Raw genomic sequence first — 24,414 nt, forward strand, 5'->3', positions numbered from 1 at the left:
ATGGCAAAGATCGTCAGCTCTTGGAACGACTGGGACCCGCTGAAGCGCGTCATCGTCGGCCGCTGCGACAACTCCGTCATCCCGCCGGAGGAGCCCGCCACCTCCGAGAAGGTGCCCGTTGACTCCGAGATGCGCGGCATGTGGGGCCTGCGCCCGCTCGAGACCGTCGAGCGCGGCAACGAGTGCCTCGAGAACCTCGTGAAGATCCTCGAGGACCGCGGCGTCGTCGTCGACCGCCCGACCCCGCTGCAGTGGAACCAGGCCATCGGCACCCCGGACTTCCGCAACGACTCCATGATGACCTGCATGCCCCCGCGCGACATCCTGCTGACCATCGGCAACGAGATCATGGCCGCCGCCAACTCCTTCCGCTGCCGCTACTTCGAGTACCTGGCCTACTGGCCCCTCATGGAGATGTACTTCGAGCAGGACCCCGACTTCAAGTGGACCCAGGCCCCCCGCCCGCGCCTGACCGACAAGTCCTACAAGCACAACTACTACGACGAGAAGATCACCCTGGAGGAGCGCCTCGAGCGCACCGCCGCCAAGGACTTCGTGACCACCGAGGTGGAGCCCATGTGGGACGCCGCCGACGTGATGCGCATGGGCAAGGACCTGTTCATCCAGCACGGCCTGACCACCAACCGCGCCGCCATGGACTGGTTCCAGCGCTACTACCCCGAGTTCCGCGTGCACGCCGTGAACTTCCCGGGCGACCCCTACCCGATCCACATCGACGCGACCTTCGTGCCGCTGCGCCCCGGCCTGATCATCAACAACCCGCACCGCCCGCTGCCCGAGCCGCAGCGCGCCATCTTCGAGGCCAACGACTGGCAGATCGTCGAGGCCGCCGACCCGGCCCACACCGAGCCGCCGGCGCTGTGCTACTCCTCCGTGTGGCTGTCCATGAACTGCCTGGTCCTCGACCCGAAGACCGTCATCGTGGAGGCCTCCGAGGTGCACCAGCAGGAGCAGATGGACAAGCTGGGCATGAACGTCATCCCCTGCGACCTGCGCGACGCCTACCCGTTCGGCGGCGGCCTGCACTGCTCCACCGCCGACGTCTACCGCGAGGGCGAGTGCCTCGACTACTTCCCGAACCGCGTCGAGGATCCCACCCTCGTGCGCCCCGAGATGTGGAAGTAAGCTTCGCATCACCTCTACGCGAGAGCGTTTGCAAGGAACCCGCTTCGGCGGGTTCCTTTTTTGTGCACATGACTAATTGTTAAATCTACGTTGCTCAAAAGGCCTGGTGTGGTAAGGTATAAAGCTAAGTCAAGGCCATATTGAAAGGAGAAGCCATGACTACCATCTTTCTTGCACCCGAAGGGGCGGGTGATTCCCATGAGTAGCACGACGGTTCCGGCGAAGACCTCCACCTACGCCGAGGCTACCGAAGCAGAGAAACAGGCGGTTTTGCGCAAGGTGACCGGATCTTCCTTCCTCGGTAACTTCATCGAGTGGTTCGATTACGCCAGCTATTCGTATCTGGCTACGGTCATCGCGCTGGTGTTCTTCCCGGCTGAGGATCGTTTCGTGGGCGTGATGAGCGCCTTCGCGGTATTCGCGCTCTCGTTTCTCGTGCGCCCCATCGGCGCAATCTTTTGGGGCAACATGGGCGACAAGAAGGGGCGCAAGTGGGCGCTGTCGGTGTCCATCCTCCTGATGAGCGGCGCCACCTTCCTCATCGGCTGCCTGCCCGGCTATGCCATGATCGGCGTTGGCGCGCCGTTGCTGCTGCTAGTGCTGCGCATGGTGCAGTCGTTCTCGGCGGCGGGCGAATACGCCGGCGCGGCCACGTTCATCGCCGAGTACGCGCCGAAGAACCACCGCGGCTTCTACTGCTCCATGGTACCGGCCTCCACGGCCACGGGCCTTTTGGTGGGCTCTCTTCTGGCCACGTTCATGTTCAACACCTGGGGCGCCGAGTCGTCCTTCGTGGTGGACTGGGGCTGGCGCATTCCGTTCTGGCTGGCGTTGCCGCTGGGCTATATCACTCACTACATCCGCACTCATTTGGAGGATTCCCCGGTGTACGCCCAGATGCAGGATAACCTGAAGGCCTCGGGCCAGAAGGTGGAGCATCCCATCCGCACGCTGTTCAAGAAGCACTTCAAGGTGCTGGTCATCTCGTTCGGTGCCTGCGTGCTGAACGCGGTGGGCTTCTACGCGGTGCTTACCTACTTGCCGAACTATCTGGAAACGGTGCTGAACTACAATCCGGGCGATGCCTCCACCATCACCACCATCGTGCTGGTGGTGTACATCGGTTTCATCTTCCTGTCGGGCCGCATCTCCGATCGCTTCGGCCGCAAGAAGATGCTCATCGGCGCTTGCGTGGGCTTCATTGTGTTCACGGTGCCGGCGTTCGTGCTGCTCGGCTCGATGAACTTCTGGGTGATTCTGCTGGTCGAGCTGGTGATGTGCCTTATCCTGACTATCAACGACGGCACGCTGGCCAGCTACCTGACCGAGACGTTCCCCACCGATGTGCGTTACTCGGGCTTCGCCCTCAGCTTCAACCTGGCCAACGCCATCTTCGGCGGCTCGGCGTCGTTCATCTCGTTCTGGTTGATCAGCATTACTGGCAACGACATCGCGCCCGCCTGGTACATGGTGGTCATCGCGGTGATCGCCCTGGTGGCTATGTGCTTCACCCACGATCACTCCGGCAAGAAGCTGGAAGACGTGAAGTAGGTTTCGCCGACCTAGCTGGTTTGCCCAAGGAGCCTCGCATTGTGGGGCTCCTTTCGTGCGCCCGGGGGCTGACGTGCCGCCCCTCCCGGAGCGAAGGGTTGGCGCGTGCCCGCAGGAGTGAGGAGTGCATCGTGTGCATCCCTCGGGAACGGGGCGCGATGTCCGCAGGAGCGGGCTGAAGCCCGTTCGTCGAGGGGCAACGGGTCGGGGTCGGTTGGGGGTCGGGCCGCCTAAAGGCCGCTCCTGTGGGGCGGCGAAGACTGCGGACCGATCGTCGAGCGGGTTGGACGAGGGCCGGAGGCTTCGCAGAGGCGGGCTTCGGGCCGCCTCGGGAGGGGACGGGAATCGACGGGGGCTTCTCGGCCTTGTGCGGTTTTTGCGTTATCGCGAGTTTCGAGGGCTACCGTTCCATCGCAAAGCTCGCGATAACGTAATTTTTCGCATGTCTGCGCTTTCAGAACTCGCGATAACGTGATTTTCTGCATGCTTGTGCTTGGGCACATCGCGATAACGCAAAAAAACGCACGTAGGGCGTCCCTCGGCGGCGGGCGTATGCTCGCGGTGCTCACCCGCGGAGGAGGGAGAGGCTTCGGAGGATGAGGGGCCGGAGGAGGGGGGGATCGACCGGAACAGACCCACAGAGGGCCTGTCCCGGCCGGCGGTGTTCTACCCCCTGAGGGCGTTGTCCCACTCGAGATGGCGCTGCGGCAGTGCCGTGACGCTGGCCTTCGGGCGGCGCGGAGTGCGGGCGAGGCGCCAGGCCCAGAAGAGGGCGACGAGCGCCGTAGCTCCGGCGAAGAACGGATCGACGGGGCAGAAACCGAGCGTGCCCAGGGCGATGGCGCACAACATGATGGCTCCCAGCACTGTGCCATCGAAAAGGGTAAAGCGAGCAGCACGGTTGCCAGCATCGCCCTGCGGGCTGGTGATACCGCCGTCGCGGGCCGATCCTGCAGCATCGGTACCGCCCTGCGCTGCGGCATCGCTGCCGCCGTCACCGACTTGCAGCCAGGGGGCGTCCGGCCAGTTGCCGCTTCCGTCTTCGTCGGCGCGCCCCTGCTGCGCGCGTTCGCTCTCGCGTTCAGCTTGGCGGCGCTGGCGCAGGCGACCGAGACTGTAGGCCGAGGCTATCAGCGCCATCAGGACGAACAGGATATGCAGAGGACACGCCCCCAGGATGCCGCCGGTCTGGGGCAGCTGGCTGATGTGGTTCGCCAGGGCGGTGCGATGGCCATTGGCAGTGCTGCCCTTGCCGCTCGTGCCCCCGCCGTCGGCCGTTCCGGCCCTCAGCGCGCCGTCGGCCGTGTCGTTGCGCACGGTGATGGTCAGGCGCAGGGTGGTGGTGTTGCCGGCGGCGTCGGTGAAGGTCTGCTCGGCGATCCAGGTGCCGGGCCGGCTGCGATCGATGGCCTCTGCGGGATTGCCCGCGCTGTCGAAGAGGCGTACGGGGCTGCGGCTGATGGTGCGGTCGGTGAGACCCGTGCCCACCACGTAGCGCTCGTCAATGAGCTGGGCCATCATGTCGGGTGTGACGGGTTTCGACGAAGTGGGCAGCGCCAGCTCGTCGTGGATCATCGCGTGGGTGAGGCCCGATGAAGAGTCGGTGACCACCTCGGTGGGCGTGAGCGGCTCAGGCGCTGTGGCGCCAGTGCCGTCGGGCTTCGGGGTAATTGTGGGGAAGACGGGCGCCGCGGGGCCGGGGTTCGGGCCGGGATTGGGATCGGTATCGCCCGAACTTGGCTTGTCGGGGTCGGGTTTGATGGGATCGTCGGGGTCTCCCGTGCCGGGATTGTCGGGGTTGTCGGGGCCATCGGGGCCGTCGGGGCCCGGGTCGATACTGGGGTCTCTCACTTCGAAGGGGGCGCTCACGTTGCCGGCGGCGTCTTCTGCCACGTAGAAGCCGGGCTGCACGGCGGGAAGAGTCTCCCGGGCATTGCCCTTTCCGTCAGTGAGCGTGAAGGCCCATTCGGTTCCCTCGGTCGCCGGAGATGCCGCAGTGTTGTCGCCCTCGGCTCCGAATGCAGTAGCGCCGGCGCTTGCGGGTGTCACGTTCTCGGCAGTCAGGGGCCGGCCGTCGGCCTTCACCTGGCGTACCTTCCACACGCCCGAGGTGGCCTTGTCCGAGCCGGCCGCGGCCTCGTCGCTGGCGGTCAGCGCGTTCGCGTCCGCGTCCCAGGAAAGCATCGGTGCCTGGGTGTCGATGCGGATGGTATCGGCGCCCTTGCTGGACACGGCGCCTGACGCGCTGCGTGCTTGCAGGGTGATCGGCAGCCCGTCGGTGTCGTCGGCGCGCACCCACGCCTCGCGGTCGCCCAGCTCGCCGAGGGCGGTTCCGTCGGCTGCCGCTACGGTGAAGCGGTCGAAGTCGCCGGCGTAGAACGTCACGCGCACGGGCGAGGTGGCGCTGTTGTTCCACCCGTTCTCGTTTGCCCGGGGCAGGCGCGTGTAGTGGAAGTCCTTGCCTGCGCCGGAGGCGGGATCGTCGGGGTCCACGTCGTCGGGCGCCGGCTTCAGGGGCTGCTCGGCCAAAAGCTCCACGGTCTTGAATTGGCTGCCTTGGAACGAGTCCTCCACCAGTTCGTGGCTGACGGTGACGGCTTGGCCGCCGGCTTGGTTCACGCGGGCGTAGTAGGTGACGTTGACCGCCTAGCTGCCGGTGAGGGTGATGGGCACGCCGTTGGCACCGGAAAGCGTGTTGGGGCCCGCCGCCGTGGCCACGGTGGAGCCGTTCACTTGAAGGGGGTGGGTGCTGTCGGCGAAGGGCTCGATGCCCCGGGTGGGGTTAGCCTCGGTGTCGGCCAGCTTCAGGTGCATGCCGAACTGCTCGCTGTAACCGCCGGCCGACGCCGCCGTGTTGCGATTGCGGATGGTGCAGCGCGCCTGGACCACCTCGTCGCGCTCGAGCACGTCGTCCTCGCCGACGAGGATGTCGTAGGCGTCGGTGGCGTCGTTGTAGCGGTACAGCGTGATGTCCGAGATCTCGGGATCGAGGTTGGGCAGCGTCATGGAGTCGAAGGTGGCCTCGACTTGCATGTTACTGGGGGCCGAGGGCTGAGAGGGGTCGCTGATCGGCTGCCATTCAATGCCTCCGAGGAAGAACAGGTAAGCGCTGTCGCCGAAAGTGGTCCGTGCGCCGGGAACGTTCACGGTGGCGGTTCCAACAGTGAGCGCGGTCTTATCTGTTCGGGCATCGTAGCTGAACGACATGCGCTGATTGCCCCACGGGGCTGTGGTGGTGTTGGTGGGCGTGCCGGGGACCTGCCCGTTAACCAGCTCGCCCAAGTCTAGCTTCGCCTGCGAAAGCCCCGTCTCGGGTCGCCACTCACGCAGATAGCGCCAGATGTATCCCGTGGTGCTGGTGAAAGCGCGCGTTCGAATGAAGCCGGCGCCAAAGAAGGCGGCGGTGTAGTTGAGGGTAGAGGACGAAGAGGGGATCGAGGGCACTTTGCCAGTGAAGGAAATGCGCCAATTGTGCTTGAGGGAAACCTTCTGCTTGGACACAAACCCCGCGACGCTTCCCCATATATTGCTGCCAGGATAGCGGGAGTAATACGAGCGGTTGGCGGTTGAGGCGACGCGCAAGGTAGAACCATCGATTTTGCCGGGGGTGCCGTACATGTTGGTGGTGTCGAACGTTTTCGTGTAGTCCGTGGTGCCGGTGAGGGCCTCGGCGGTGTGGGGCGCTGTGCCTTCGGTTGCGGGCAGGGCCGGCAGGAGGGTCACCGTAAGCAGTGCTGCCAAGGTGGCGGCCAGTGCTCGGTGGCCAAGGCGTGCGACAGCGGTGGTTGCACATGCGCCGCCCAGTGTTGCGGCAGCATCTTCCCTTCTCTTTCCCCAGGTCATGAATGCCTCCTTGTGCAGGTTCCGCGCTTCCCCTGATGGGCGGAACGGGTGAATAGACAAAAATCCTGAGGGTTAATCAACCTGTTGGCGGAAATGGCTCAAAAAGTCCGGTATTTTTCATCGTCCGTGACTTCTTCGCGGCGCGGGATCGGGGAGTGCCCGACCGTGACGCATGCTCTCTTGCGGTATCGGAGTCGTGCTGCTTCCAGCGAGAGGGCCCGCAAGAGACTTGGGAACCAAATCCCTCGTTTGCGCCAGGGTATTCGCTTCTGGTGTCAGAAACAAGGGGTTTGGTTCCCCGAAAAACGCCGGTTTGGTATCGTTGGCGACAAAAGCCCAGGTCGCGTTTGGCTCAAAACGCTCCTTTGGTATCCGAAGGGGAACCAAACCCGCCATTTGAGCCCCTTTTGCCGGCTGCGCTGTCGCAAAAGGGCGGTTTGGTTCCCGGATTGCATCGGACGCTCGGCGATGCGCTATAATGCGCGGCGAGTTGGGCGGGGCGACTCCGTTTCGGCGGGAGCCCGTGATGGATGTGGCGAAGATGGTGTGGTGAAAGGGGGGCGACAGTGCGCGAGGCGGGGCGACGGCGGGATGTGGCGACACTGGTGCGCGCGGCCCAGGCTGGCGATCGGCGCGCGTTCCACGAGTTGTACCTGCGCACGGCCCAGATGCAGTATTTCGCTATCGTGGGCCGGGTGGGGCGGGAAGCGGCGCCGGACATCCTGCAGGAGCTGTACCTGGTGGCGTGGAGCAACCTGGATGCCATTGAGCCCGCTGCCTTCGTGGGCTATCTGAATGCCACGGCGCGGAACTTGTGCAAGCGCCATTTCAAGCGGCAGGGTACCAGCAAGGCGCCGCTGCCTACCGAGGACGAGATGCTGGAAGCGGCTGGTGCCGAGCGTGCGGTGGTGGCGCCGGCGGCGGCCGACCCGGCCCGGCGGGCCGACGAGCGCGATGAGGCGGAGCGGCTGGCGCGGGCTCTGCGCGAGCATCTGACCGATCAGGAGCGCGATGCGGTTCTGATGCGCTACTACCAGGATATGAAGCTGGACGAGATCGCGGCCTCGCTCGCAGTGTCGCGGGCCACGGTAAAGCGCATCTTGAACCGGGCGCTGGCTACGCTGCGGCGCAAGATGGGCCTGCTGCCGCTGGCGCCGGCGTTCTCGGCGCTGCTGGAGCAGGCGGTGGAGGTCAATCGGGCTCCCGACGGATGGCTGCGCTGCGCGCGCGTGCCGTCGCGGCGGGGCCGGGAGGGGGCGACGAAGCTGGTGGGTGTCGCGGCCGTGCTGCTGGCCGTGGGCGCCGTGCTGTTCGCCGTAGGGGCGCCGCGTCCCGAAGTGATCTTCGAGCAGCCTGCTCCCTTGGCCCAGCCCGCCGTTGCCGACACCCAAGGTCCCGTGCTGGTGGAGAGCGACGTTCGCGATGGCGTGACCGTCTTGCGACTTGCCGACGAATCTGCCGTGGTCGAAGTGTACTGCCTCGCCGCTGACGGCCAGCGCTTCGAAGCTGCTCCGGAGCGGGCGGCCTCCGAGAGCGCTCCCTCTGCCACCGAAACCCTTTGGCATCTGGAACTTCCCACCGGCACCTACGAGCTGCACGCTCGCGATGCGGTCGGCAACCAATCGGTGGGAACCCTCACGGCGGCTGTAACCCCCGACGCGTTCTAGCCCAAGCCTGTTGTGACTGGGAAGCGGGGAGGCTCGGGGCGGATACCGGACGGCCTGAAGACCGCCCCTACGAGTGGGGAAAGACGGCCCTACGAGCGGGCGGGGAGCCGCCAGGCCGCAGTGAGGTGAGAGGCCATCAGGTCTTCGTTGGGGGTTTAGCCCGCCCTACGAGCATGGGAGAATCGGGGCTGCTTTGCGCTGTTTGATGCAAGAAACCCCGTCGCGTGGTTAAGGGCTGCGGCGGGGTTCTCACTTCAGATTCCCTGTGGGAATGGCACAGGCGATGGGTGCGCGATGACGCTGCGCTTAGCGGATGATAACGGGCCAGTCACTCATGGCGAGCCTCCTCACGGGGGTTGCTTTCGATGGCCTTACTATACGGGGCCTGTCAGGTATTATCAATATCTAAATATCTGATAATAAGTAGGATACAAATTAATAATAAATAGGGCAAATTTTAATATTTACTCAAATAAAAAATGATAATAGAATTGGCGAATAGTGATAGTTCGCGATCGCGAGAAGAGGAACTATGGCGAAAACGCCCCCGAAATCCCAGGTCGCTCGTGCAGCCCGATCAACTCAGGCAATTCGTGCAGCTCAGGCAAAAGCACCGCGACAGGCCGCTCCGTCGCGGAAAACACGTCACCTGGCCGTGGACGATATCGTGGACTTCATGTGCCATCCTGTGTTCTACGAGCTGCGCACTGCCGTGGACGTGGGCATTCTGCTTTTTGACGACCTGGACCAGTTCGCCTTGCCCGAGGGCTATTCCAAAGAGGACATCTGGCGCATCCTCATCTCCATTCGCAAGCAGGCGGCGGTGTTCATCCCCGAGGACCCGGAGCGCGAGACGGATATGTGGATGGTGACTACTAGCTCGCTGTCATTCAACTCCGAGATGCTGGAGGTGCGCTCGAAGGTGGAGTCGTCCCTTGAGCGATCGCTGCGCGAGATGCGCGGCTCGCCTTTCGTGACGCGGTTTATCGAGCGCACGCTGATCGGCGGCCTGTTCGCCGAAGGCATCGTGGCCGACGAGGACCGCGTGCACGAGCTGTTCATTGGCGAGGCGCCCGTCAGTTCCCTCGACCAGCTGGTGACCAACTACTTCCGCCTGTCCAACGAGTGCGACAACCTGGCGCGGCGTGAGGTGACCCATGGGCTGATCGAGAACCTCTACTACGGGCTGATCGAGGGCGTGGACACCACCGAGCTGCCCGAGCGCACCTTAGCGCCCCTTGACCCGCACTTGCCGCCGCCCCAATCCCAGGTGCTGATGGATCTGGTGTGCCAGCGCGCCCAGGAAAGCGTGGACGACATGCGCTTCGGGCCGGTGTTGCGCATCATCAACATCACTTGGTTCTTCCGCTATTTCAACGTGCTGCCCTGCCTGAATGTGCTGGTGGGCCTGCTTTTGCGCAACATTTTGGCGCTGAAGTGGGGCCTTCCGGTGCTGTGCTGGCTGCCCGAGGGGTTCGACCCCCGCTTGGAAGACGCGCCGGTGGACGCGGCCCGCCACGAGGCGGTGTTCGAGCACTGGTCGACCGACTACGGTTTCGGATTCGACTTCACGCCCTACTTCGAGCTGAATGTGCGGTTGTACCTGCGCGAATTGGAGCGGCTGGCCGTGTCGATCGCCTATCTTGAGCAGCTGAACGAGCAGATCGAGCGCATCTTCGAGTCCCACATCAATCCGCGGCAGAAGTCCATTCTGGCGGCGCTGTGCCGCGAGCCCGGGGCTATTCTGCGCATCGCCCCGCACCAGCGTACCTTCCGCATCGCCTACGGCACGGCCCGCGCCGATTTCCTGGGGCTGGAACGGGAGGGCTACCTGGTTCGCGAGCAGGAGGGCCGTGCCTTCGCCTTCCGCGCCCACCCCAAGCTGCAGGAGAAGATCGTCCAGCTGGGGGCCGCTGTGGTCGACTCGGCGGAAGCCACCCTGGCAGGAACGGCCGTTGTAGTATCCTAGCGACAAGACAGCAGGAAGCGGCCGCGGCGGCGGCCCGTGGGGAAGGGACGCATCATGATCAACGAGCAGATGTACGGTCTGGGCGACGAGCCGAGCGCCATTCGCGAGCTGTTCGCCTACGGCTTGGCCCGCAAGGCCGAGATCGGGGCGGAGAACGTGTTCGACTTCTCTATCGGCAACCCCTCGGTGCCGGCGCCGGCCCTGGTGCGCGATACGCTGCTGGAACTGCTGGAGGGCGATCCGGTGGCCCTGCACGCCTATTCTCCGGCGGCCGGCTTGCCCGAGGTGCGTGAGGCCATCGCCGGGAGCATCCGCGCGCGCTACGGTGTGCCCGCGACGGCAGCCCACGTGTACCTGACGGCCGGGGCCGCGGCGGCTCTGGCCTGCTCTATTGCCGCGGTGACCCAGCCCAGCGACGAAGTGATCGTGGTGGCGCCCTACTTCCCCGAGTACCGTACCTGGATTGAGGCCGCGGGCTGCACCGTAGTGGAGGTGCCGGCGTGCGAGCCTAGCTTCCAGCCCGACGTGGAGGCCATCGCCGCCGCCATCGGCGAGCGCACGAGCGCGGTGATCATCAACTCGCCGAACAACCCGGTGGGTGCCGTGTACACGCCCGCGAGCCTGGAAGCCCTGGCCGGGGCGCTGACAGCGAAGGAGGAAGAGCTGGGTCGTCCGCTGTACCTGATCAGCGACGAGCCCTATCGCGAGATTACCTACGGTGCCGAGGTGCCCTACGTGCCCGCCGTGTACCCGCGCACCATCGTGTGCTACTCCTATTCCAAGTCGCTGTCGCTACCGGGAGAGCGCATCGGGTACGTGTACGTGTCCGACCTGTCCGACGATGGCGATGAGGTGGCCGTGGCCGTGGCCGGTGCGGGCCGGGCGCTCGGCTACGTGTGCGCGCCGGTGATGCTGCAGCGCGTGGCCGCCCGCTGCGTGAACGAGCCGTCGGACGTGGCCGCCTACGCCGCGAACCGCCGCATCCTGACCGAGGGGCTTGCCGCTTTGGGCTACGAGTACGTGGAGCCCGACGGCGCCTTCTACCTGTGGGTGCGGGCGCTAGAGGAGGACGCGGCTGCTTTCTCGGAGCGCGCGAAGGACTTCGAGCTGCTGATCGTGCCCTCGGACAGTTTCGGCGTGGGGGGCTGGGTGCGCCTGTCCTACTGCATCGCCCGCGATACCATCGAGCGCTCGATGCCGGTTTTCGCCGCCCTGAAGCAGAGCTACGAGTAAGAGTGGCGGGTCTGGGGCTGCCCCGTTGCCTCGGAGTGCGGTCGGCGGCGCTTTTGCGCAAAAGTGCGATTTTCAGAAGCAGTGCGGACGCTTGAGTATGAAAAACGCAAAAAAGCGCCCCTCTTCTCACCTTTTCGGCTTGTTTTTGAGCTTAGGTGTGGTCTCGCATTCTGAAAATCGTCAATTTAGTGCGAAGAGCGAGCCGTTTGCTACTTCAGGCGCTTCGACAGCCAGAAGCACACCGGGCTGGCGACGCACAGCGCGAGGAAGGTGGCGACGCGGCCGAAGCTGAGGTCCTTGTAGCCGATAAGGAACACGCCGAGGCAGAACACGGCCATGACGGCGCACAGCAGCCCGAGCCAACGCAGGTAGAGGGGGGTGCCTTTCAAGGGTGACCTTTCACGCGGAAGAAACGGTGCGCGTCCATTATAGTTCACGGGGCGGTTGCCTTGGCAACGTGAAACGGGCCTGAAATTATGCGGCGGTGTCCCAGCCGCAGCTTTCGATCCATTCTTCTAAGCAGAGGCCGCTGGCGGTGATTTCGCCGGCGGCCTCTTTGCCGACGTAGCGGTAGTGCCAGGGTTCGTACCCGATGCCGGTGACGGCGCTCTTGTCGGTGGGGTAGCGCAGGATAAAGCCGTAGTCAGCGCAGTGGTCGATGAGCCAGCGCTGAGTGGCCGTGGCCTCTTGGGCCTCGTCCAGTTCCTGGTAGGCGGCATCGGCCAGATCCACGGCGATGGCAGCCTCGTGCTCGCTGGTGCGCGGGCGGGCGACCCAGAAGGCGGCGGATACTTCGGCCTCGGCGCCGGTCAGGCCCTCCTCGGCTTCCACGCGCTGCACGCGGCGGCGGAACAGATCGGCCTGGTAATCGGCGCTGCGGTAAGCGGAAACGACCACCGGGCGCACGCCGGCGGCGTTGGCGGCATCCAGCAGCGCCATGAGATCGTCGAAGGCGCGGGCGTCGAAGGCCAGACCGCAATCGGGGATCTCGCGCAGCTCGGCCGGCGCGAAGGAGTCGGGCAGGGGATGGGCGCCGTTGATGAGGCGCAGGTTCCAAGGAAGGTCATCCAGGCTGCGGGGCGTTGCCGCCGGTGAGGCCGCGGCGCGCTGGGGCGCGGCCTCGATCTGGGTGGGGGTGACCCCGGTGTCGGCGAGGTCGGAGCCCTGGCTGTGGGCCTGATCGCTGGCCAGGATGCCCTCGCCGAGGGCGAGCAGGGCCGCCCCGCCCAGGACGCCCGCGAAGGCGCGGCGGGTCATGAGGGGAGACGGGCTTGCCATCGGGGCGCTCCTTCCGTAGCGGTGGCCGGCGGGATTACCGGGATATGATACCGCGCCCGTGCGGAGCCCGGCGGTGCTTCCAGCCCAAAAGCGCACACCTTACGCCTTCTTAAGCCGGCAGCGGCGCACCTTACGGTTTCTTAAAGTATGGGAGGTGGTCGCGGGCGCGGGCGGCCTCAAGACCGCCCGCTCGAGGGCGCGGCGGGTGCGGGGTCGAAAGCCGCCCGTACGCGGCAAGAGGGGCGCAGACGAAGGGGATATGCGTTGCGATCGGATGGGGTGATGGCACGGATCCGAAGATCCCCGTAGGGGCGGGCTGAAGCCCGCCCGCGGTCGGGGCACCCCGTCTCCGCCTCGCACTCCCTACGGGCGCTGGCGTTCGCGGACGAGCTCGATGGCTTCCTTGCCGGTGATGTGCTCCAGATCGATGACGATTACCTCGGTGCGATCGAGGCTCTTCACGATTTCCTCGGTGACGAAATCGTCCAGGCCAGGGCAGTACTTCGCGCCCAAGGCCACCAGCCCCGTGCACTTCTCGTCTACGTCGCGGGCGCGCCGGGCGCAACCGAAGGCGATGACGCTGCGGAAGATATTCGTCAGCTGCTCGGGTGCTACCTCGTTGTGGCCCACCACGGCAAAGCTCACGTGCGGGTTTTCCTCGATGGCCTCCAGCTTGTGGCCTGTTACTGCCGAGTGCAGGTAGATGCGACCGGCCGGCGCGCCGGCCTCGGCGTCGGGCGTGGGGTCGAAAGCGTAGCTGATCGGCACGGCATAGGGCCACGCGTCGGTGCCGGCGGTGCCTAAGACACCGTAGATGCCGCTGGTCAGGATATCCACACTGTCCTGGTCGGACAGCATCTGTTTTTTGCGGCGCATATCAGGAAACATGAAAGACTCCTCTCGTGGTCTGCTGCGGTCATAGTAGCACGTTACGCCTCGTTTCCGCTGACAAGCTTGAGCCCGATGACGCAGCCGATGAGCCCCGCGATCAGCAGCACGCGGGCGAGGTTGGCCGGCTCGCTGCCAGTGACCATGCCGTAGATGACGGTCAGCGCCGCGCCGATGCCCACCCAGACAGCGTAGGCGGTGCCGGTGGGCAGCGTCTTTACGGCGAACGAGAGTCCCAGCATGGAAAGGGCCAGGGCGATGACGAACACCACGGTAGGGCCGATCTGGGTGAAGCTCTCGGACTTGCCGAGGGCGATGGCCCAAACCGATTCCATAACGCCCGAGGCGATGAGGACGATCCAGCTCATGGTCTACTCGTCGATGACCATGGTGGGGTTGTCGCGCGTGACGATCTGCTTAGCGAAGATAGTGGCGCCGAGGTGCTCTTGCACGAGGGCGGCCAGCTCGTCGGTGGCGGCGCGCAGGTCGTCGGCGCGGGTCGGGTCCACCGACTCGATGATGAGGAAGGCCTTCGCCGACTCGTCAGTGAGGGCTGTGCGCTGGCCGTCGCGCCAGTTCCAACAGCGGCAGATGGCGCCGGCGTTGTCGCGGTAGCACAGCTCGCCTTCCAGGGTGGGCGCATCCTCCTCATCGCCCAGGGGCTGGAAGGCATCGCCGCCCTCGGTGATGCCCAGCCGGATGTCGCCGTCGAAGCTGTCGATGTCCTCGCCGCCCACGGGCAGGGCGTATTTCAGCGACACAGTGTTGTAGATGTCCACCGACGGTGTGATGGAACCCACGGGGTTGCCCTTCAGCACGCGCTTCAGCAGGTTCTCGATGGAGCAGCGGGCGCCCTTCTTCGTCTTGAACTGCTGGTAGGCTTCGCGCCATACGGCCACCACCTCGTTCTGGGAGATGGTGTTGCTCTCCAGGTGCCTATCGGCCGCCTCGTTGGCTGCGGCCAGGGCCCAGGTGATGGCCTGGGCGTGCTCGGGCGACACCGCGTCGGTCGGCTGCATGCCGTGGGCCACGACGATGCCGATACGGGCCTCGGGGAACAGGTTCCAGAAAGATTCCTCAGTCACGAACGATTTCATGATGCTCCTCTCGTGGTGGAAGGGGCGGGCGCGCCCGTGCGGTGCGCGAGTGGGGCCGCAGCGCCTCGGTGTGCCCGGAACGCGTGTCGAGCCATCTCACGACTTGGGTCGCGCCACCCTTTCGCCAGCCAATAAAAAAGCACCCACCTGATGAGCATCTTCAAAGGCCTAACGATGCGCATCACATGGGTGCTGGGGCCTACCCGGCGGCAGGCTATGTCAGTTGGCACTATACCGCAAGCCGTGGCGCGGGGGAAGGGTATAATGGCGCGAATGGAACCGACGATGACAATTTCGCCCGAGAAGGGCCGCTATGATTTCGGCGTGGTGAGTCTGGCTACGCGCAAATCGATGCAGGGAAACAAGCGACGGGACACAAAGCCCGAGATCAAGGTGCGCCAGATGCTGCGCGCCATGGGCTTCACCGGCTACCGCTGCGATTGGAAGAAGGCTCCGGGCCGTCCCGACGTGGCCTTTGTGGGCCGTAAGAAGGCCATTTTCGTTATGGGGTGCTTTTCATAATGATAGATGTTTTTAGCGCAGAAATACCTCGATCCTGATGTCGTGATGCCGTGGCCTGGTTTCTCCATTGTAGTAGTCGATATGATCGATAAAGCTCTTTAACAGGTCGTTCTTGGCCTTGATCGAAAGCGAGTCGTCTTTGATCGCCCGTATACACTCTTTGAGATTTACAATTGTATCTTCCTTCGGCTCTCTTGGCTTGCACTGTGCCAGTGCTTCATCGAGCCTTGCGATGCGCTCTTCAATGGATCGCTTTCTCTCCGCGAAATCGTCTAGCGTGTATATCCCCGCCTCGAATGCCTCCATGGCCCTGTCTCTCGCCTTGATCGCCTTTTCCTGCTCCCTGATAATCTGGGCGCGCCTTTCCTCGTAATCATCTTCCCTGTCATCTGACAGCTGTATCTCGATGTTGTTGCACATATCCTCTAGCGCATCGGCGAGCAGTTCCATAATCATGTCCACTTTAACGCCTTTGACGCCGGTACACGTTCCTGTGTACCGCTTGTCTGGCTTGTGCATAAAGTAGTATGCCTTCGATGGCTTGTGCGCGTTGAGAAGATGGACAGTCATGCACTTCCCGCACTTTCCGCAGCGCAGAAGCGTTGCGAGAGGGTTTCGCAGTTGCCTGTCCTTGTGTATGCGCGCATCATGAGCCTTGCGGCCTATGATCCTCTCGAATCTTTCTGGGGTTATCCCGCCTTTTTCGAAATGAAGTCCCTTGTAGATCAAAGGCTTGTTGTTCTTCTCCTTGATTTTCCGCACCTCAAATGTATCAGGGTCGAAAATGCGCCGCGTCTTATGAACGCCGTAAACGACATATCCGCAGTTCGCAGGGTTTCGCGCGATATTCTGTATCGATGATGGCGTCCAGTGCTCGCCACCCCGCAGTGTCGGTATCCCCTCCCTGTTGAATGTCGCGGCTATCGTAGCGAAGCCGTCCCCCGCCTCTAGCATATCGTAGATGCGCAGCATATTGCTGTGGTTCTCGTCTGGCTCAAGCTGCCACAATCCCTTTACTCTGACGGCCCTCCATCCGTATGGGGCGCGGCCTGTTGCGAGCCATATTCCCTCTTTTACTGCCTTCGCCTTGCCGCGAATCAATCGAGTTGTTATGTCATCTAGCTCATCTTCAGATTTTCTAAGATCGTTGCGCAGGCGCTTCATGTCTGCCTTGCTGTCAGGATCGTAGACGCCATCTGATTCGGTTATGAGCCATGTGCCGGTGTAGCGAAACGCGTTGACGATCTTCTCTTGGTCGGATCCTCCACCACGGCCGAGGCGCGATGCTTCAACGACGTACACGGCATTCCACAGGCCCTTGGCCACATCATTGATAAGTGCCGTCATTTCTGGTCGGCCAGCTATCGTTTCGCCGCTCACAACTTCGCGGTACCACTGGCGTATGGCGTGACCGTTCTCTTCGGCCAAATCTTCGATTATCGACTGATGCCTTTTGAGGGTATCTGTCTCGATTTCGCGATCCCGTAGCTCATCTTCCCGCGATTTTCGCAGGTATCCGCAGCAGAGCCAATCGCTCGGCATGGTAGAATACATCCACCGTCCTTTCGCTTGGATGGTAACTTTTGCTTTGGCCTCGCGCGGGGTTGCCGCCCTTATGCGCGGGGCCTTACTTTTGCTCTCGCCGTTCCAGCCACCGCCTGAAGCTGTCGCCGTCGGCCGTGTTGCGAAACTCGAGCACCCGTGTACCGCCAGCCTTCTGAAGATCGTAGATCCTCGCACGAGTCACGCGCTTGCGCTGGCCGCCACGGACGTAGAAGTCCTTGTTGGCCCAGGCTTCGGCGAACTCGGCGCGCGGATCCTCGTAGGAGAACTCGACGCCCCCGCCGAAGCCAGCGTGCCTCAGTTCGAGCTGCCCGCGCGATACTATGAGCACCATGGGCTCGCCCCGGTTCCCGCGCACGAGCCATCGTCTGCTGAAGATTCCCACAGTTGTACCTCCTAACTACGCGATCCCGGGAAGGGAATTATCCTGCACGGCGGCCTCGGACGCGCGGAGGCTTTTCATCTTCTGGAACTCAACCTGATCAAGGATCGCGCCCCTTCCCTCCTCGGGAAGCGACTCGAAGTCCTCCACGAGTCGGACGGTCTCTATCTCCATGACCGGCGCGGTGTGTCGCTCTATGGCCGGGTCGTCTTTGAGTCCTGCGAGGTAGTCGAGGGATACGTTAAGCGCTTTAGCGATTCTCGCTGCGGTGGTTATCGTGGGGTCTTTTGTTTTGCCTTTCACGATGTAGGCGACCTGACTAGATGTCAATCCAGATGCTTTGCATAGGTCAATTTGCCGCCATCCGCGCGCGTTCATTATGAGGTTAAGTCGCTCGGTAAATATCATCACGAACCTCCTTCTAACCTTATAGTAAATTTTTCGACCAAAAAAATCAATATTTAAGTTGACAAAGTCGAAAGATCGACTATAGTACGTGTTGTTAAGTCGAAAGATCGACTAAACAAGTAGAAAGATCGAATCGAAGGAGCGCGCAATGGAGATCAAAATCAACGAGCGCGATGCGGCCAACTGGGTGAGCGGGAGCCTTGACGGCTACACGTTCGAGGCGAAGGTCTTCGACGAGCCGAGCGTCTACGGCATCCCCACGCCGCGATTCGAGGACGGCGGCAACGTCTCCAAACTCTTCGTCCGCGACGAGGATGGCCGCGAGGTATTCCTGTTCGACCGTGGCTGCTACAGCGGGATGGTGCTGCACTGCGCCGAGGCGGCCGCCGAGATCGTGGCCGAGCTAGAGGCGACGTTCTGCAGGGCTGGGGAGTAGGGCGATGAAGTCAGCGGGATGCGCATCGCTGGGCGTCGGCATAGGAACCGCCCTGGTCGGCTCCTTCTGTCTCATCGCCGGCGATGCGGTCTCCGGTGTGTCAAGGATTCTCGTCGGATGCTCCATGGTCGGATTCGGCGCGGCGATGTTGGGAATGGTCTCTTTGAAGGGAGGTGACAAAGATGCCAAGAATTGGTGAGACGGGGGAGTTCTATCGCCCCGTCATCGACGATGCGGTTCTCGCCTACACGGCTGTTCACCGCATCAACATGGACGACTTCGCCCGCGACGTGATGGGCATGGCCCCGGGCACGTTCTCGGCCAAGCGTCGGGGGCTGCGCGAGTTCAGCCTTGGCGAGACCGCGAAGCTGGCCCGCATCACTGGCTTCTCACTCGACGAGGCCGTGTGCCTCGGCGATGGCGGCGCGGCCTAGTCGCAAAGCAAATGGCCAAGCAAAAGTTACCGACCCATAAACAATGCACTTTGAGAACCGAATACGGAGAGCAGGCGCGGGAAAGGGGGTGAGCTTTGAAGATCGCCGACCGCGAAAAGAGGCAGATGAAGATTTTCCTCGCGTTTCTTATCCCGTCCTACATCATCGGCCTCGTCCTGGGCTGCGCCATCAGGGCAGTATGGCCGTGACCCATGCGATGATCTGCGAGCTGAAAGCGCCGCCGAAGAGGCCGAGGATGCCGCCAGTTACTGCACCGAACGCAGCGACCTTGTAGTCGTGGCGGTGCTCCGATTTCCAAGACCTCTCGGCCTCTGCTTTGTCGTCGAAGTAGCTGCGCCCCCTGGCCGTCAGGCCGCCGTAGGCGCAGCATCCAGGCTCGATCTGGCAGTCTATCATACCGATCTCGGCGAGGTGTCTGATCGACCTGTTGTGAGACTCTCCCGCCCGCGCGTCGCCAGTTCCAGTGAAGTAGTCTCCGTGGTGCTCCTCGATGAGGTCTGCCACGGCGTCCTCGCCACCCGACTCCTCGACGTCCACCAGGCACCTCAGGTAATTCTCTGCCTCTTTTGGCAGCTTGTCGAAATCCATCCTAACCTCCCGTCTCTGCAACTCAATTAGATTATACGCGCCGCTCTCCGCATTCGGCTCTCGAAGGCCAAGCAAAAGTTACCTGCAACCAAGCGAAAGGAAGAAGAGAAATGTCCGAAGAGAAGAACCTGCCAGAACTGAGCGTTATCGTCGAGTCGAACGGGGACTGGCTCAATGCAAGCAAGGGTACGCTGTGTCTCGTGGTGGCCGTGGGCGACGACGGCACGGAAAGCTACGCCTACGGGGCCGTCAACGTGCGGGACGCCTACGCGGCGATCCACTCTGCGGCACTCCAGATCGGGGCGATTGCCGACAAGGCCGGAATCGGCGCGGATGCGGTCAAAGCCGTGTGCTGCGACTGCATCGCCAAGCAGATGGTCGAGTCGAGAGCCGAGCGAGCCATCGGACGCATCGACAAAATCCTCGACGGCATCGAGTGGGAATGCGGCGACTGCCCCGACTTCGAAGCCAAGGAGCCGTCAGAGTCCTGATCGGCTTCCCGTCCGGCCCCTGCGGGGGCCGGCATCCACGGGGCGGCACCGAGCGCGCAACGACAGGCACTCGGACGCGCGTCTTGCAGGAATAGCAGCGGATCAGCTGTGCCGCCCCGTGGATGCCGAATGGCATCCGAACCTTGACAACTGAATGGCCGACTCGGGAACGCTGGCCGGAAAAGCGACCCCGAAAAATGCAACTGTGAGCGAAAAGGAGGTGAAAGTATTTCATCGCCTGATCAGATCGCGTTCCCTGCTGGGACGTTTGACTATTCGAACAGCCTGGGAACTGCGACAGTGCACGTTCCGAAACCCGTTACCGCAGCAGACATCACACCTGCGGTTCGGCGATTCGTTGAGAGGAGTAGCGATTTTGAAGAACAAAGCGAAGCGACCGACGCGGCGAAAGCCGCCGCGTGACGGCGCAAAGAAAAGCGCGCCCCATCAGCTGTCCAAGGCGGGGGCGCGCGGTCTCAAGGAGTCTGTTTGGAAGAACAGCCCCAAGACGTCCCCATACTACCACATCCCCAAAGAGCCGCGCATCCGCGTGTCCGACGTGGTGATCATCGTTGGAGGCGTCGCCCTCATCATCCTGTTTATGTGGGCGCTCACATCCGTGCACCGCCTCGGGTACGATGCGGGCCACGGGGAGGGCTGGTCGGAGGGCTACTCGGCTGGCGCGTCGATGCCGCGCTCGGCCCCGCAGCTGTGAGCCGTGACGCTGGTCGCGGTGCCGGTATGCGCCGAAAGACGCCCGAACAGCTGCTCGACTACGGCTTGGATTGGATAGCCGGCCACCGCGACACATATAACCGCGTCATGCACCTGTGCCTCTCCGAGGTCGAATCTGGCGAGGAGTGGGTTGGGCGCGACTACATCTACCGGCTCGCCAAGAAGAGCCGGCTGCGCATAACGAACGACAAGGAGTTCCGATTCTCTCATGAGCTGTGGAGCGTGATCGCGCGCTACATGGCCATGATGCGCCCCGTGCTGGCGCGCGCAATCTCGTGCAACCGATCCCCGATAGACGATTTCGACTTCGAGGCCAAGTGGCACGAGCGAGTTGGTGACGGCACGGTGTTCCTCGCGCGCAGCTACGCGGAGGCGAAGCGCATGTGCGAGGAGGGCGATCCCCTCGCGCAGGTTTTCCCGAGAAAGACCCGAAAGGATCGAGTATGCAAAAAAATGACGAAGGGCGAGCTGTGCCGGGCGGCGCAGCAGAGCCTGTTCCAGATGGGGGCGTGAGCGCCCTTTCCATCATCGAGATGGGCGCAACCTCCGGCGGCCTGTCCGCCGACTTCGAGGCCATGAAGGCCGCCGCCCGCGCCTACGTCAGAGATGTCGTGGGCATGTCCATTGTGACCGACGAAGACCGCAAGGCGGCCCGCAATATCCGCGCCGACCTCAACTCCAAGGTGGAGGCCATCGAGAAGGCGCGCAAGGACGCCTTCCGCGCCTACGACGCTCCCAAGGAGGCCTTCAAGGCCAAGTGCGAGGAGGTGAAGGCGGTTATCAAGGAGCAGATCGCCATCATCGACGGCCGGCTGAAGGAACTCGATGACGAGTTCGCCGCCGCCCGCAAGGCGGCGCTCCTCGCTGAGTACGAGGCCCAGGCCCCCGATCTCATGGCTGTCATACCGATTGAGCGGTTCATCGAGCGCGAATCCGCGCTCATGGGCCGCAGCTGGGCCGAGACGAAGGCCGTCTCAAGGCTCGGCGAAATGATCGCCACGGCGGTGCGCGACCGCGAGGCCATCCGCGCCGCCGCCCCGAAGTTCGCAACGGCCGCCGACAAGCACTACTGCGAGCACCTCGACCTGTCGGCCGCCCTTGCCAAGGCGAAGCGGCTCTCCGACGAGGCCGAGGCCCGCGAGCGCCACGCCGAGCAGATGCAGCGGGAGGCCGAGGATCGCGTGGCCCGCGCCATGGCCCAGGCCAAGGCGGCCGAGACCGCCCGCGTCCCGCGCCGCGCTAAGGCGTCCGCTCCCGAGGTGCGCGAATGGGACTTTCGCTTCCGAGCCACGAAGGCCCAGGCGACGATGATCGCTGAATATGCCAAGTCCATCGGCGTGGTGAGCGACGGCATAAAGGGGGTGGCGTAGCATGGGCGCGGGAGATCTCTCCATTTGGCAGGAGCAGCAACTGGCGAGGCTGCGCGAGCCGTTTCCTGACGATGTGGTGCAGCTCAAGCCCGTCTACGTCGGCGAGTACGACGTGAACGACGAGGGCAAGAGGTTCGTGCCGCCGAGCGCGGTACAGCTGTGCCCGCGTTGCGGCAAGATGCACGCCCTTCCCGCGAAGCACTTCCGGTACATCGGCCACGCCCTTGTGACCGAGCGACTCAACGAGGTCGACCCATCGTGGTCGATGCACCCCATGGCCGTCCGCGACTCAGGCGAGCCTATCACCACGGGCGGCCTGTGGATACGCCTGCGCGTGTGTGGCGTCGAGAAGATCGGCTTCGGCGACGCCGGCGGCAAAACCGGCCCCGACGCTATCAAGGAGATGATAGGCGACGCCATCCGCAACGCCGCCATGCGTTTCGGGTGCGGGCTTGCCATGTGGATGGACGATGACGATGAGGTGACGCCGCACCCGGGCGGGGATGGGCGGCCGCCCTTCAGCGCCCGCCTCGGCGCTCGGGCCACCAAGGCTCAGCGAAGGCTTGCCAAGGCCATAGGCGTTATCCATGAGTCCTGTGTCTACGACGGCAACGACGTGGCCGACGGCATCCTTGTCGAGTTCGGCAAGCCCTATTACAAGATGAACGAGCGCGAGGTAGACGACGCCATCGCCTTTTTGGGCGAGTCGTTCCCGATTGACGCGCCGACCTGCGACGATCAGACGCCGCTTCGCGCAGGCGAGGTGGACGTCATCCGTCTGTGACGGGGCCGCTGCTCACCAGCCGCATATCGGCGCACAACATGAGGGGTGCAGACCACCTGCCAGGTTGGTGCGCCGTATGCGGACGGCCATACCCCGAGCGGCACCATGTGGTTGCCCGCTCACTCGGCGGTGCGCTCGGCCCCATGGTGCACCTGTGCGGCAGAGGAAACGCACTCTACGACGCCGATATGCGCATTTTGCACCACGGTGCCGCAGAGATGCACTGCCTGCATCTGTGGTGGGTAGACGGCGAGGATGCTGACATCGCGCCGGCCGTTCGCGGCTGGCAGAGCGCGTTCTGGGCCTATTTGCTCACCGATGAACCAACCGATCCATGGGACGCCCTGCGCCTTTCCGGCTGGCGTCCCTTCCCATGATAAAAGGAGGTGACGAATTGATCGTCACTATAAGCAGAGACGAACTGCTAAGGGCGATGTCTAGGCCCTGCAAGATAGCCAAGGGCCAGAGCGAGAGCCACCTGGCCTGCGTCCTGATCGAAGCGCGCGGAGACGAGCTTTCGGTGGAGGCAAACGACCTCTACGAGTCGTGCTCGGTGACCGCCCCGGCCATCGTGGAGGAGCCGGGAAGCGCGCTCGTGAGCGGAAAATCGCTCGAAGCAATCGTTAAGTCAATGTCGGAGGGAGCGGTCACCATCGCACTTAGCCCCTCTGGTGTCTCCGTTTCCTGCGGGCGCGCCGAGTTCGGGGTGCCGTCGCTCGATCCCGCCGACTTCCCGTCGTTTCCCGCCCCTGAGTCGGGCGATACGGTCACCGTTCCGGCCGACTCCCTGGCCGCGCTCGTCAAGGCCTGCTCGTGGGCCTGCGCCGAGGAGGGCAAGGGCGCTGGCTCTGGTGCCGGCCGAAGTGTGGAGGGCGTTCTGGTCGAGGCGGGGGACGGCTCCCTCCGTCTCACTGGTACCGACGGCCTTGCCATGGTTCGCGCAAAATGCGAAGTCGAGAGCACGGGCCGTATGCGCGAGTCGTTTCCCGCTGCGATCCTGCAGACGGCGGCCGCTGCGTGCTCTGGCGGCGATGTGATCCTCACATCGTCTGGCAGCCAGTTGCGGCTGCGCGGCGAGGGGTTCGTCATGACGGCGCGCGCCTACTCTGGCGACTACCCCGAGTGCGACAGGTTCTTCTCCTTCGAGCCGTCCTGCACGGTGAGCGTCGGCCGCTCCGTAGCCCTCGAAGCCGCGCGCCGCGCGGCCGTCATCCCTGGGTCTAATCCCGTCAGGATCGGGTTCGACGACGCGGGCATGACGTTCTCGCGATCCTCCGACCGCGAGTCCATGAGCGAGTCGGTCGATGCCAATGTGTCATCGCCCTGCGAGATCGGGCTTAACGCCAAGTGCCTCGCAGCCGCTCTCGGGTGTCTCTCTGCCGGAAACGTCGAAATATCGATGACCGACCCGCTCAAGCCGTTCGTGATGCGGGCCGGATGCGTCGAAGCCTTGCTCATGCCCGTCAGGATGCGGTAAGGGAGGGGTTATGGATGCTATAGGAGACGGACGCCTTGCCCTTCTGGCCGAGTACACCCGAGGGGTTCACTACTCGTTCATCGAGGCCGTGCGCCGCGCGAACGAGGCCCTGCGTCAGCGCGACTACTACCGCGCCCGCGCCCTTGAAGCCGCCTGCGCCCTGCGCGAGGCGCAGGGCGACTGCCCCGATGACGCGGGCGACCCATGCCCCAGGGCTTTTGGGCTTTTCTGTCGCGCCTGCTGCGAGGAGATAGATAAGGGGGCGAGATACCTGTGATCGATTTGAAAAACATCGGGCAGGCTATGGCCGTGGTCGTGGCTGTCCTGGTGGTTTTGTCCGAAGCGTGCCTCGCCGGCGCGGTGTCCATCGCTGCTGGCGCATGGGTCGGCCTTCTCGTCATGGCCGCGCTTCTGGCTGCAGATGCCGCCGCCGTCGCCGTTGTGTCGGTTGTGCTGTACCGATCCATGGGGGGCGGCCGTGGTGCGGAATAACTTCGCGGCCTACATACCGCAGATCGGATGGCTCGCCTT

At 63.7% G+C, this 24,414-nt stretch carries 28 protein-coding genes; 17 read left to right on the forward strand and 11 right to left on the reverse strand.

Annotation, left to right across the window (positions count from 1 at the left end; all coding sequences use genetic code 11):
* On the forward strand, positions 1–1,146 hold a 1,146-nt coding region (locus tag G503_RS0104015; protein WP_028026562.1), incomplete at its 5' end, for a serine/threonine protein kinase.
* 198 nt (positions 1,147–1,344) lie between these two features.
* Positions 1,345–2,697, forward strand: coding sequence for an MFS transporter (locus tag G503_RS0104020; RefSeq protein ID WP_051190901.1), 1,353 nt, complete (start codon positions 1,345–1,347; stop codon positions 2,695–2,697).
* Between the two features lie 666 nt (positions 2,698–3,363).
* On the opposite strand, the gene G503_RS0104025 is transcribed toward G503_RS0104020, so the two are convergent.
* Positions 3,364–5,316: a hypothetical protein gene (locus G503_RS0104025; RefSeq protein ID WP_028026564.1), complete on the reverse strand. Its 1,953-nt coding sequence runs from the start codon at positions 5,314–5,316 to the stop codon at positions 3,364–3,366.
* Positions 5,317–5,343: 27 nt separating this feature from the next.
* Complete coding sequence (locus G503_RS0104030; RefSeq protein WP_156891911.1) at positions 5,344–6,540, reverse strand: hypothetical protein; 1,197 nt, start codon at positions 6,538–6,540, stop codon at positions 5,344–5,346.
* Positions 6,541–7,133: 593 nt separating this feature from the next.
* On the opposite strand from G503_RS0104030, the gene G503_RS15510 reads away from it, so the two are divergent.
* From G503_RS15510 to G503_RS0104045, 3 genes are all read left to right on the forward strand, one after another.
* Complete coding sequence (locus G503_RS15510) at positions 7,134–8,207, forward strand: RNA polymerase sigma factor (protein ID WP_028026566.1); 1,074 nt, start codon at positions 7,134–7,136, stop codon at positions 8,205–8,207.
* Between the two features lie 655 nt (positions 8,208–8,862).
* Positions 8,863–10,176, forward strand: a complete 1,314-nt coding sequence (locus G503_RS0104040; protein ID WP_028026567.1) for a hypothetical protein — start codon at positions 8,863–8,865, stop codon at positions 10,174–10,176.
* A 54-nt stretch (positions 10,177–10,230) separates the two neighbouring features.
* The gene (locus tag G503_RS0104045) at positions 10,231–11,409 is read left to right on the forward strand and encodes a pyridoxal phosphate-dependent aminotransferase (RefSeq protein ID WP_028026568.1); all 1,179 of its coding nucleotides are present in this window, start codon (positions 10,231–10,233) and stop codon (positions 11,407–11,409) included.
* Positions 11,410–11,618: 209 nt separating this feature from the next.
* Here the strand turns inward: G503_RS0104045 and G503_RS0104050 are convergent, their stop codons facing one another.
* The 5 genes from G503_RS0104050 to G503_RS0104070 all read right to left on the reverse strand — a co-directional run bounded on the left by G503_RS0104050 (position 11,619) and on the right by G503_RS0104070 (position 14,672).
* Complete coding sequence (locus G503_RS0104050; RefSeq protein ID WP_028026569.1) at positions 11,619–11,798, reverse strand: hypothetical protein; 180 nt, start codon at positions 11,796–11,798, stop codon at positions 11,619–11,621.
* 85 nt (positions 11,799–11,883) lie between these two features.
* Complete coding sequence (locus G503_RS13630) at positions 11,884–12,687, reverse strand: M15 family metallopeptidase (RefSeq protein ID WP_084636269.1); 804 nt, start codon at positions 12,685–12,687, stop codon at positions 11,884–11,886.
* A gap of 363 nt (positions 12,688–13,050) precedes the next feature.
* Complete coding sequence (locus G503_RS0104060) at positions 13,051–13,575, reverse strand: pyridoxamine 5'-phosphate oxidase family protein (protein ID WP_028026570.1); 525 nt, start codon at positions 13,573–13,575, stop codon at positions 13,051–13,053.
* Between the two features lie 41 nt (positions 13,576–13,616).
* A complete protein-coding gene (locus tag G503_RS0104065; RefSeq protein WP_028026571.1) occupies positions 13,617–13,943 on the reverse strand; it encodes a DMT family transporter in 327 nt (108 codons plus the stop codon).
* Between the two features lie 3 nt (positions 13,944–13,946).
* Positions 13,947–14,672 (reverse strand): B3/B4 domain-containing protein, encoded by a 726-nt coding sequence (locus G503_RS0104070; RefSeq protein WP_028026572.1) that lies wholly within the window; start codon positions 14,670–14,672, stop codon positions 13,947–13,949.
* Positions 14,673–14,957: 285 nt separating this feature from the next.
* Here G503_RS0104070 and G503_RS15940 point away from each other — a divergent pair, with 285 nt between their 5' ends.
* Positions 14,958–15,194: a PDDEXK family nuclease gene (locus tag G503_RS15940; protein WP_051190903.1), complete on the forward strand. Its 237-nt coding sequence runs from the start codon at positions 14,958–14,960 to the stop codon at positions 15,192–15,194.
* A gap of 12 nt (positions 15,195–15,206) precedes the next feature.
* Here G503_RS15940 and G503_RS0104080 read toward each other — a convergent pair whose 3' ends face one another.
* The 3 genes from G503_RS0104080 to G503_RS13640 form a co-directional block, all read right to left on the reverse strand.
* Complete coding sequence (locus tag G503_RS0104080) at positions 15,207–16,748, reverse strand: recombinase family protein (protein WP_028026573.1); 1,542 nt, start codon at positions 16,746–16,748, stop codon at positions 15,207–15,209.
* 73 nt (positions 16,749–16,821) lie between these two features.
* Positions 16,822–17,142 carry a hypothetical protein gene (locus tag G503_RS0104085; RefSeq protein WP_028026574.1) on the reverse strand — a complete coding sequence of 107 codons (321 nt, stop codon included), beginning with the start codon at positions 17,140–17,142 and terminating at the stop codon, positions 16,822–16,824.
* A gap of 15 nt (positions 17,143–17,157) precedes the next feature.
* A complete protein-coding gene (locus G503_RS13640) occupies positions 17,158–17,547 on the reverse strand; it encodes a helix-turn-helix domain-containing protein (protein ID WP_035021732.1) in 390 nt (129 codons plus the stop codon).
* 148 nt (positions 17,548–17,695) lie between these two features.
* On the opposite strand from G503_RS13640, the gene G503_RS0104095 reads away from it, so the two are divergent.
* Both G503_RS0104095 and G503_RS0104100 read left to right on the forward strand, forming a co-directional pair.
* The gene (locus tag G503_RS0104095; protein WP_028026575.1) at positions 17,696–17,983 is read left to right on the forward strand and encodes a DUF7678 domain-containing protein; all 288 of its coding nucleotides are present in this window, start codon (positions 17,696–17,698) and stop codon (positions 17,981–17,983) included.
* 182 nt (positions 17,984–18,165) lie between these two features.
* Positions 18,166–18,417 carry a hypothetical protein gene (locus G503_RS0104100; RefSeq protein ID WP_028026576.1) on the forward strand — a complete coding sequence of 84 codons (252 nt, stop codon included), beginning with the start codon at positions 18,166–18,168 and terminating at the stop codon, positions 18,415–18,417.
* A gap of 189 nt (positions 18,418–18,606) precedes the next feature.
* Here the strand turns inward: G503_RS0104100 and G503_RS0104110 are convergent, their stop codons facing one another.
* Positions 18,607–19,026 carry a hypothetical protein gene (locus G503_RS0104110; RefSeq protein ID WP_028026577.1) on the reverse strand — a complete coding sequence of 140 codons (420 nt, stop codon included), beginning with the start codon at positions 19,024–19,026 and terminating at the stop codon, positions 18,607–18,609.
* Between the two features lie 110 nt (positions 19,027–19,136).
* Between G503_RS0104110 and G503_RS0104115 the strand changes: the two genes are divergently transcribed.
* The 9 genes from G503_RS0104115 (at position 19,137) to G503_RS0104155 (ending at position 24,375) form a co-directional block, all read left to right on the forward strand.
* A complete protein-coding gene (locus G503_RS0104115) occupies positions 19,137–19,517 on the forward strand; it encodes a hypothetical protein (RefSeq protein WP_028026578.1) in 381 nt (126 codons plus the stop codon).
* Positions 19,518–19,893: 376 nt separating this feature from the next.
* Positions 19,894–20,232, forward strand: a complete 339-nt coding sequence (locus G503_RS0104120; protein ID WP_028026579.1) for a hypothetical protein — start codon at positions 19,894–19,896, stop codon at positions 20,230–20,232.
* A 26-nt stretch (positions 20,233–20,258) separates the two neighbouring features.
* Entirely contained in the window at positions 20,259–20,765 is a 507-nt protein-coding gene (locus G503_RS16280; protein WP_028026580.1) for a hypothetical protein, read from the forward strand.
* A complete protein-coding gene (locus G503_RS0104130) occupies positions 20,762–21,622 on the forward strand; it encodes a DUF1351 domain-containing protein (RefSeq protein WP_028026581.1) in 861 nt (286 codons plus the stop codon). The genes G503_RS16280 and G503_RS0104130 overlap by 4 nt, the downstream gene beginning before the upstream one ends.
* Before the next feature lies 1 nt (position 21,623).
* Positions 21,624–22,406 (forward strand): hypothetical protein, encoded by a 783-nt coding sequence (locus G503_RS15515; protein WP_051190904.1) that lies wholly within the window; start codon positions 21,624–21,626, stop codon positions 22,404–22,406.
* A 107-nt stretch (positions 22,407–22,513) separates the two neighbouring features.
* Positions 22,514–22,783 carry a hypothetical protein gene (locus G503_RS16285; RefSeq protein ID WP_156891912.1) on the forward strand — a complete coding sequence of 90 codons (270 nt, stop codon included), beginning with the start codon at positions 22,514–22,516 and terminating at the stop codon, positions 22,781–22,783.
* Positions 22,780–23,883: a DNA polymerase III subunit beta gene (locus G503_RS0104145; RefSeq protein WP_257482879.1), complete on the forward strand. Its 1,104-nt coding sequence runs from the start codon at positions 22,780–22,782 to the stop codon at positions 23,881–23,883. The genes G503_RS16285 and G503_RS0104145 overlap by 4 nt, the downstream gene beginning before the upstream one ends.
* Positions 23,884–23,893: 10 nt before the next feature.
* Positions 23,894–24,160, forward strand: coding sequence for a hypothetical protein (locus G503_RS0104150; protein WP_028026584.1), 267 nt, complete (start codon positions 23,894–23,896; stop codon positions 24,158–24,160).
* Positions 24,157–24,375 carry a hypothetical protein gene (locus G503_RS0104155; RefSeq protein ID WP_028026585.1) on the forward strand — a complete coding sequence of 73 codons (219 nt, stop codon included), beginning with the start codon at positions 24,157–24,159 and terminating at the stop codon, positions 24,373–24,375. Before G503_RS0104150 ends, G503_RS0104155 begins: the two co-directional genes overlap by 4 nt.
* Positions 24,376–24,414 lie beyond the last annotated feature (39 nt).

Origin of the sequence: Adlercreutzia mucosicola DSM 19490 (genome assembly GCF_000422625.1) — a bacterium.
GTDB classification, from domain to species: Bacteria; Actinomycetota; Coriobacteriia; order Coriobacteriales; family Eggerthellaceae; genus Adlercreutzia; species Adlercreutzia mucosicola.

Bases quoted from the DNA above. Each gene is read 5' to 3' on its own strand.
- G503_RS0104020 (WP_051190901.1), top strand. From the start codon at position 1,345: ATGAGTAGCACGACGGTTCCGGCGAAGACCTCCACCTACGCCGAGGCT.
- G503_RS0104030 (WP_156891911.1), bottom strand. From the start codon at position 6,540: ATGACCTGGGGAAAGAGAAGGGAAGATGCTGCCGCAACACTGGGCGGC.
- G503_RS0104045 (WP_028026568.1), top strand. From the start codon at position 10,231: ATGATCAACGAGCAGATGTACGGTCTGGGCGACGAGCCGAGCGCCATT.
- G503_RS13630 (WP_084636269.1), bottom strand. From the start codon at position 12,687: ATGGCAAGCCCGTCTCCCCTCATGACCCGCCGCGCCTTCGCGGGCGTC.
- G503_RS0104060 (WP_028026570.1), bottom strand. From the start codon at position 13,575: ATGTTTCCTGATATGCGCCGCAAAAAACAGATGCTGTCCGACCAGGAC.
- G503_RS0104065 (WP_028026571.1), bottom strand. From the start codon at position 13,943: ATGAGCTGGATCGTCCTCATCGCCTCGGGCGTTATGGAATCGGTTTGG.
- G503_RS0104070 (WP_028026572.1), bottom strand. From the start codon at position 14,672: ATGAAATCGTTCGTGACTGAGGAATCTTTCTGGAACCTGTTCCCCGAG.
- G503_RS15940 (WP_051190903.1), top strand. From the start codon at position 14,958: ATGACAATTTCGCCCGAGAAGGGCCGCTATGATTTCGGCGTGGTGAGT.
- G503_RS0104080 (WP_028026573.1), bottom strand. From the start codon at position 16,748: ATGTATTCTACCATGCCGAGCGATTGGCTCTGCTGCGGATACCTGCGA.
- G503_RS13640 (WP_035021732.1), bottom strand. From the start codon at position 17,547: ATGATATTTACCGAGCGACTTAACCTCATAATGAACGCGCGCGGATGG.
- G503_RS0104095 (WP_028026575.1), top strand. From the start codon at position 17,696: ATGGAGATCAAAATCAACGAGCGCGATGCGGCCAACTGGGTGAGCGGG.
- G503_RS0104100 (WP_028026576.1), top strand. From the start codon at position 18,166: ATGCCAAGAATTGGTGAGACGGGGGAGTTCTATCGCCCCGTCATCGAC.
- G503_RS0104110 (WP_028026577.1), bottom strand. From the start codon at position 19,026: ATGGATTTCGACAAGCTGCCAAAAGAGGCAGAGAATTACCTGAGGTGC.
- G503_RS0104115 (WP_028026578.1), top strand. From the start codon at position 19,137: ATGTCCGAAGAGAAGAACCTGCCAGAACTGAGCGTTATCGTCGAGTCG.
- G503_RS16280 (WP_028026580.1), top strand. From the start codon at position 20,259: ATGCGCCGAAAGACGCCCGAACAGCTGCTCGACTACGGCTTGGATTGG.
- G503_RS15515 (WP_051190904.1), top strand. From the start codon at position 21,624: ATGGGCGCGGGAGATCTCTCCATTTGGCAGGAGCAGCAACTGGCGAGG.
- G503_RS0104145 (WP_257482879.1), top strand. From the start codon at position 22,780: ATGATAAAAGGAGGTGACGAATTGATCGTCACTATAAGCAGAGACGAA.
- G503_RS0104150 (WP_028026584.1), top strand. From the start codon at position 23,894: ATGGATGCTATAGGAGACGGACGCCTTGCCCTTCTGGCCGAGTACACC.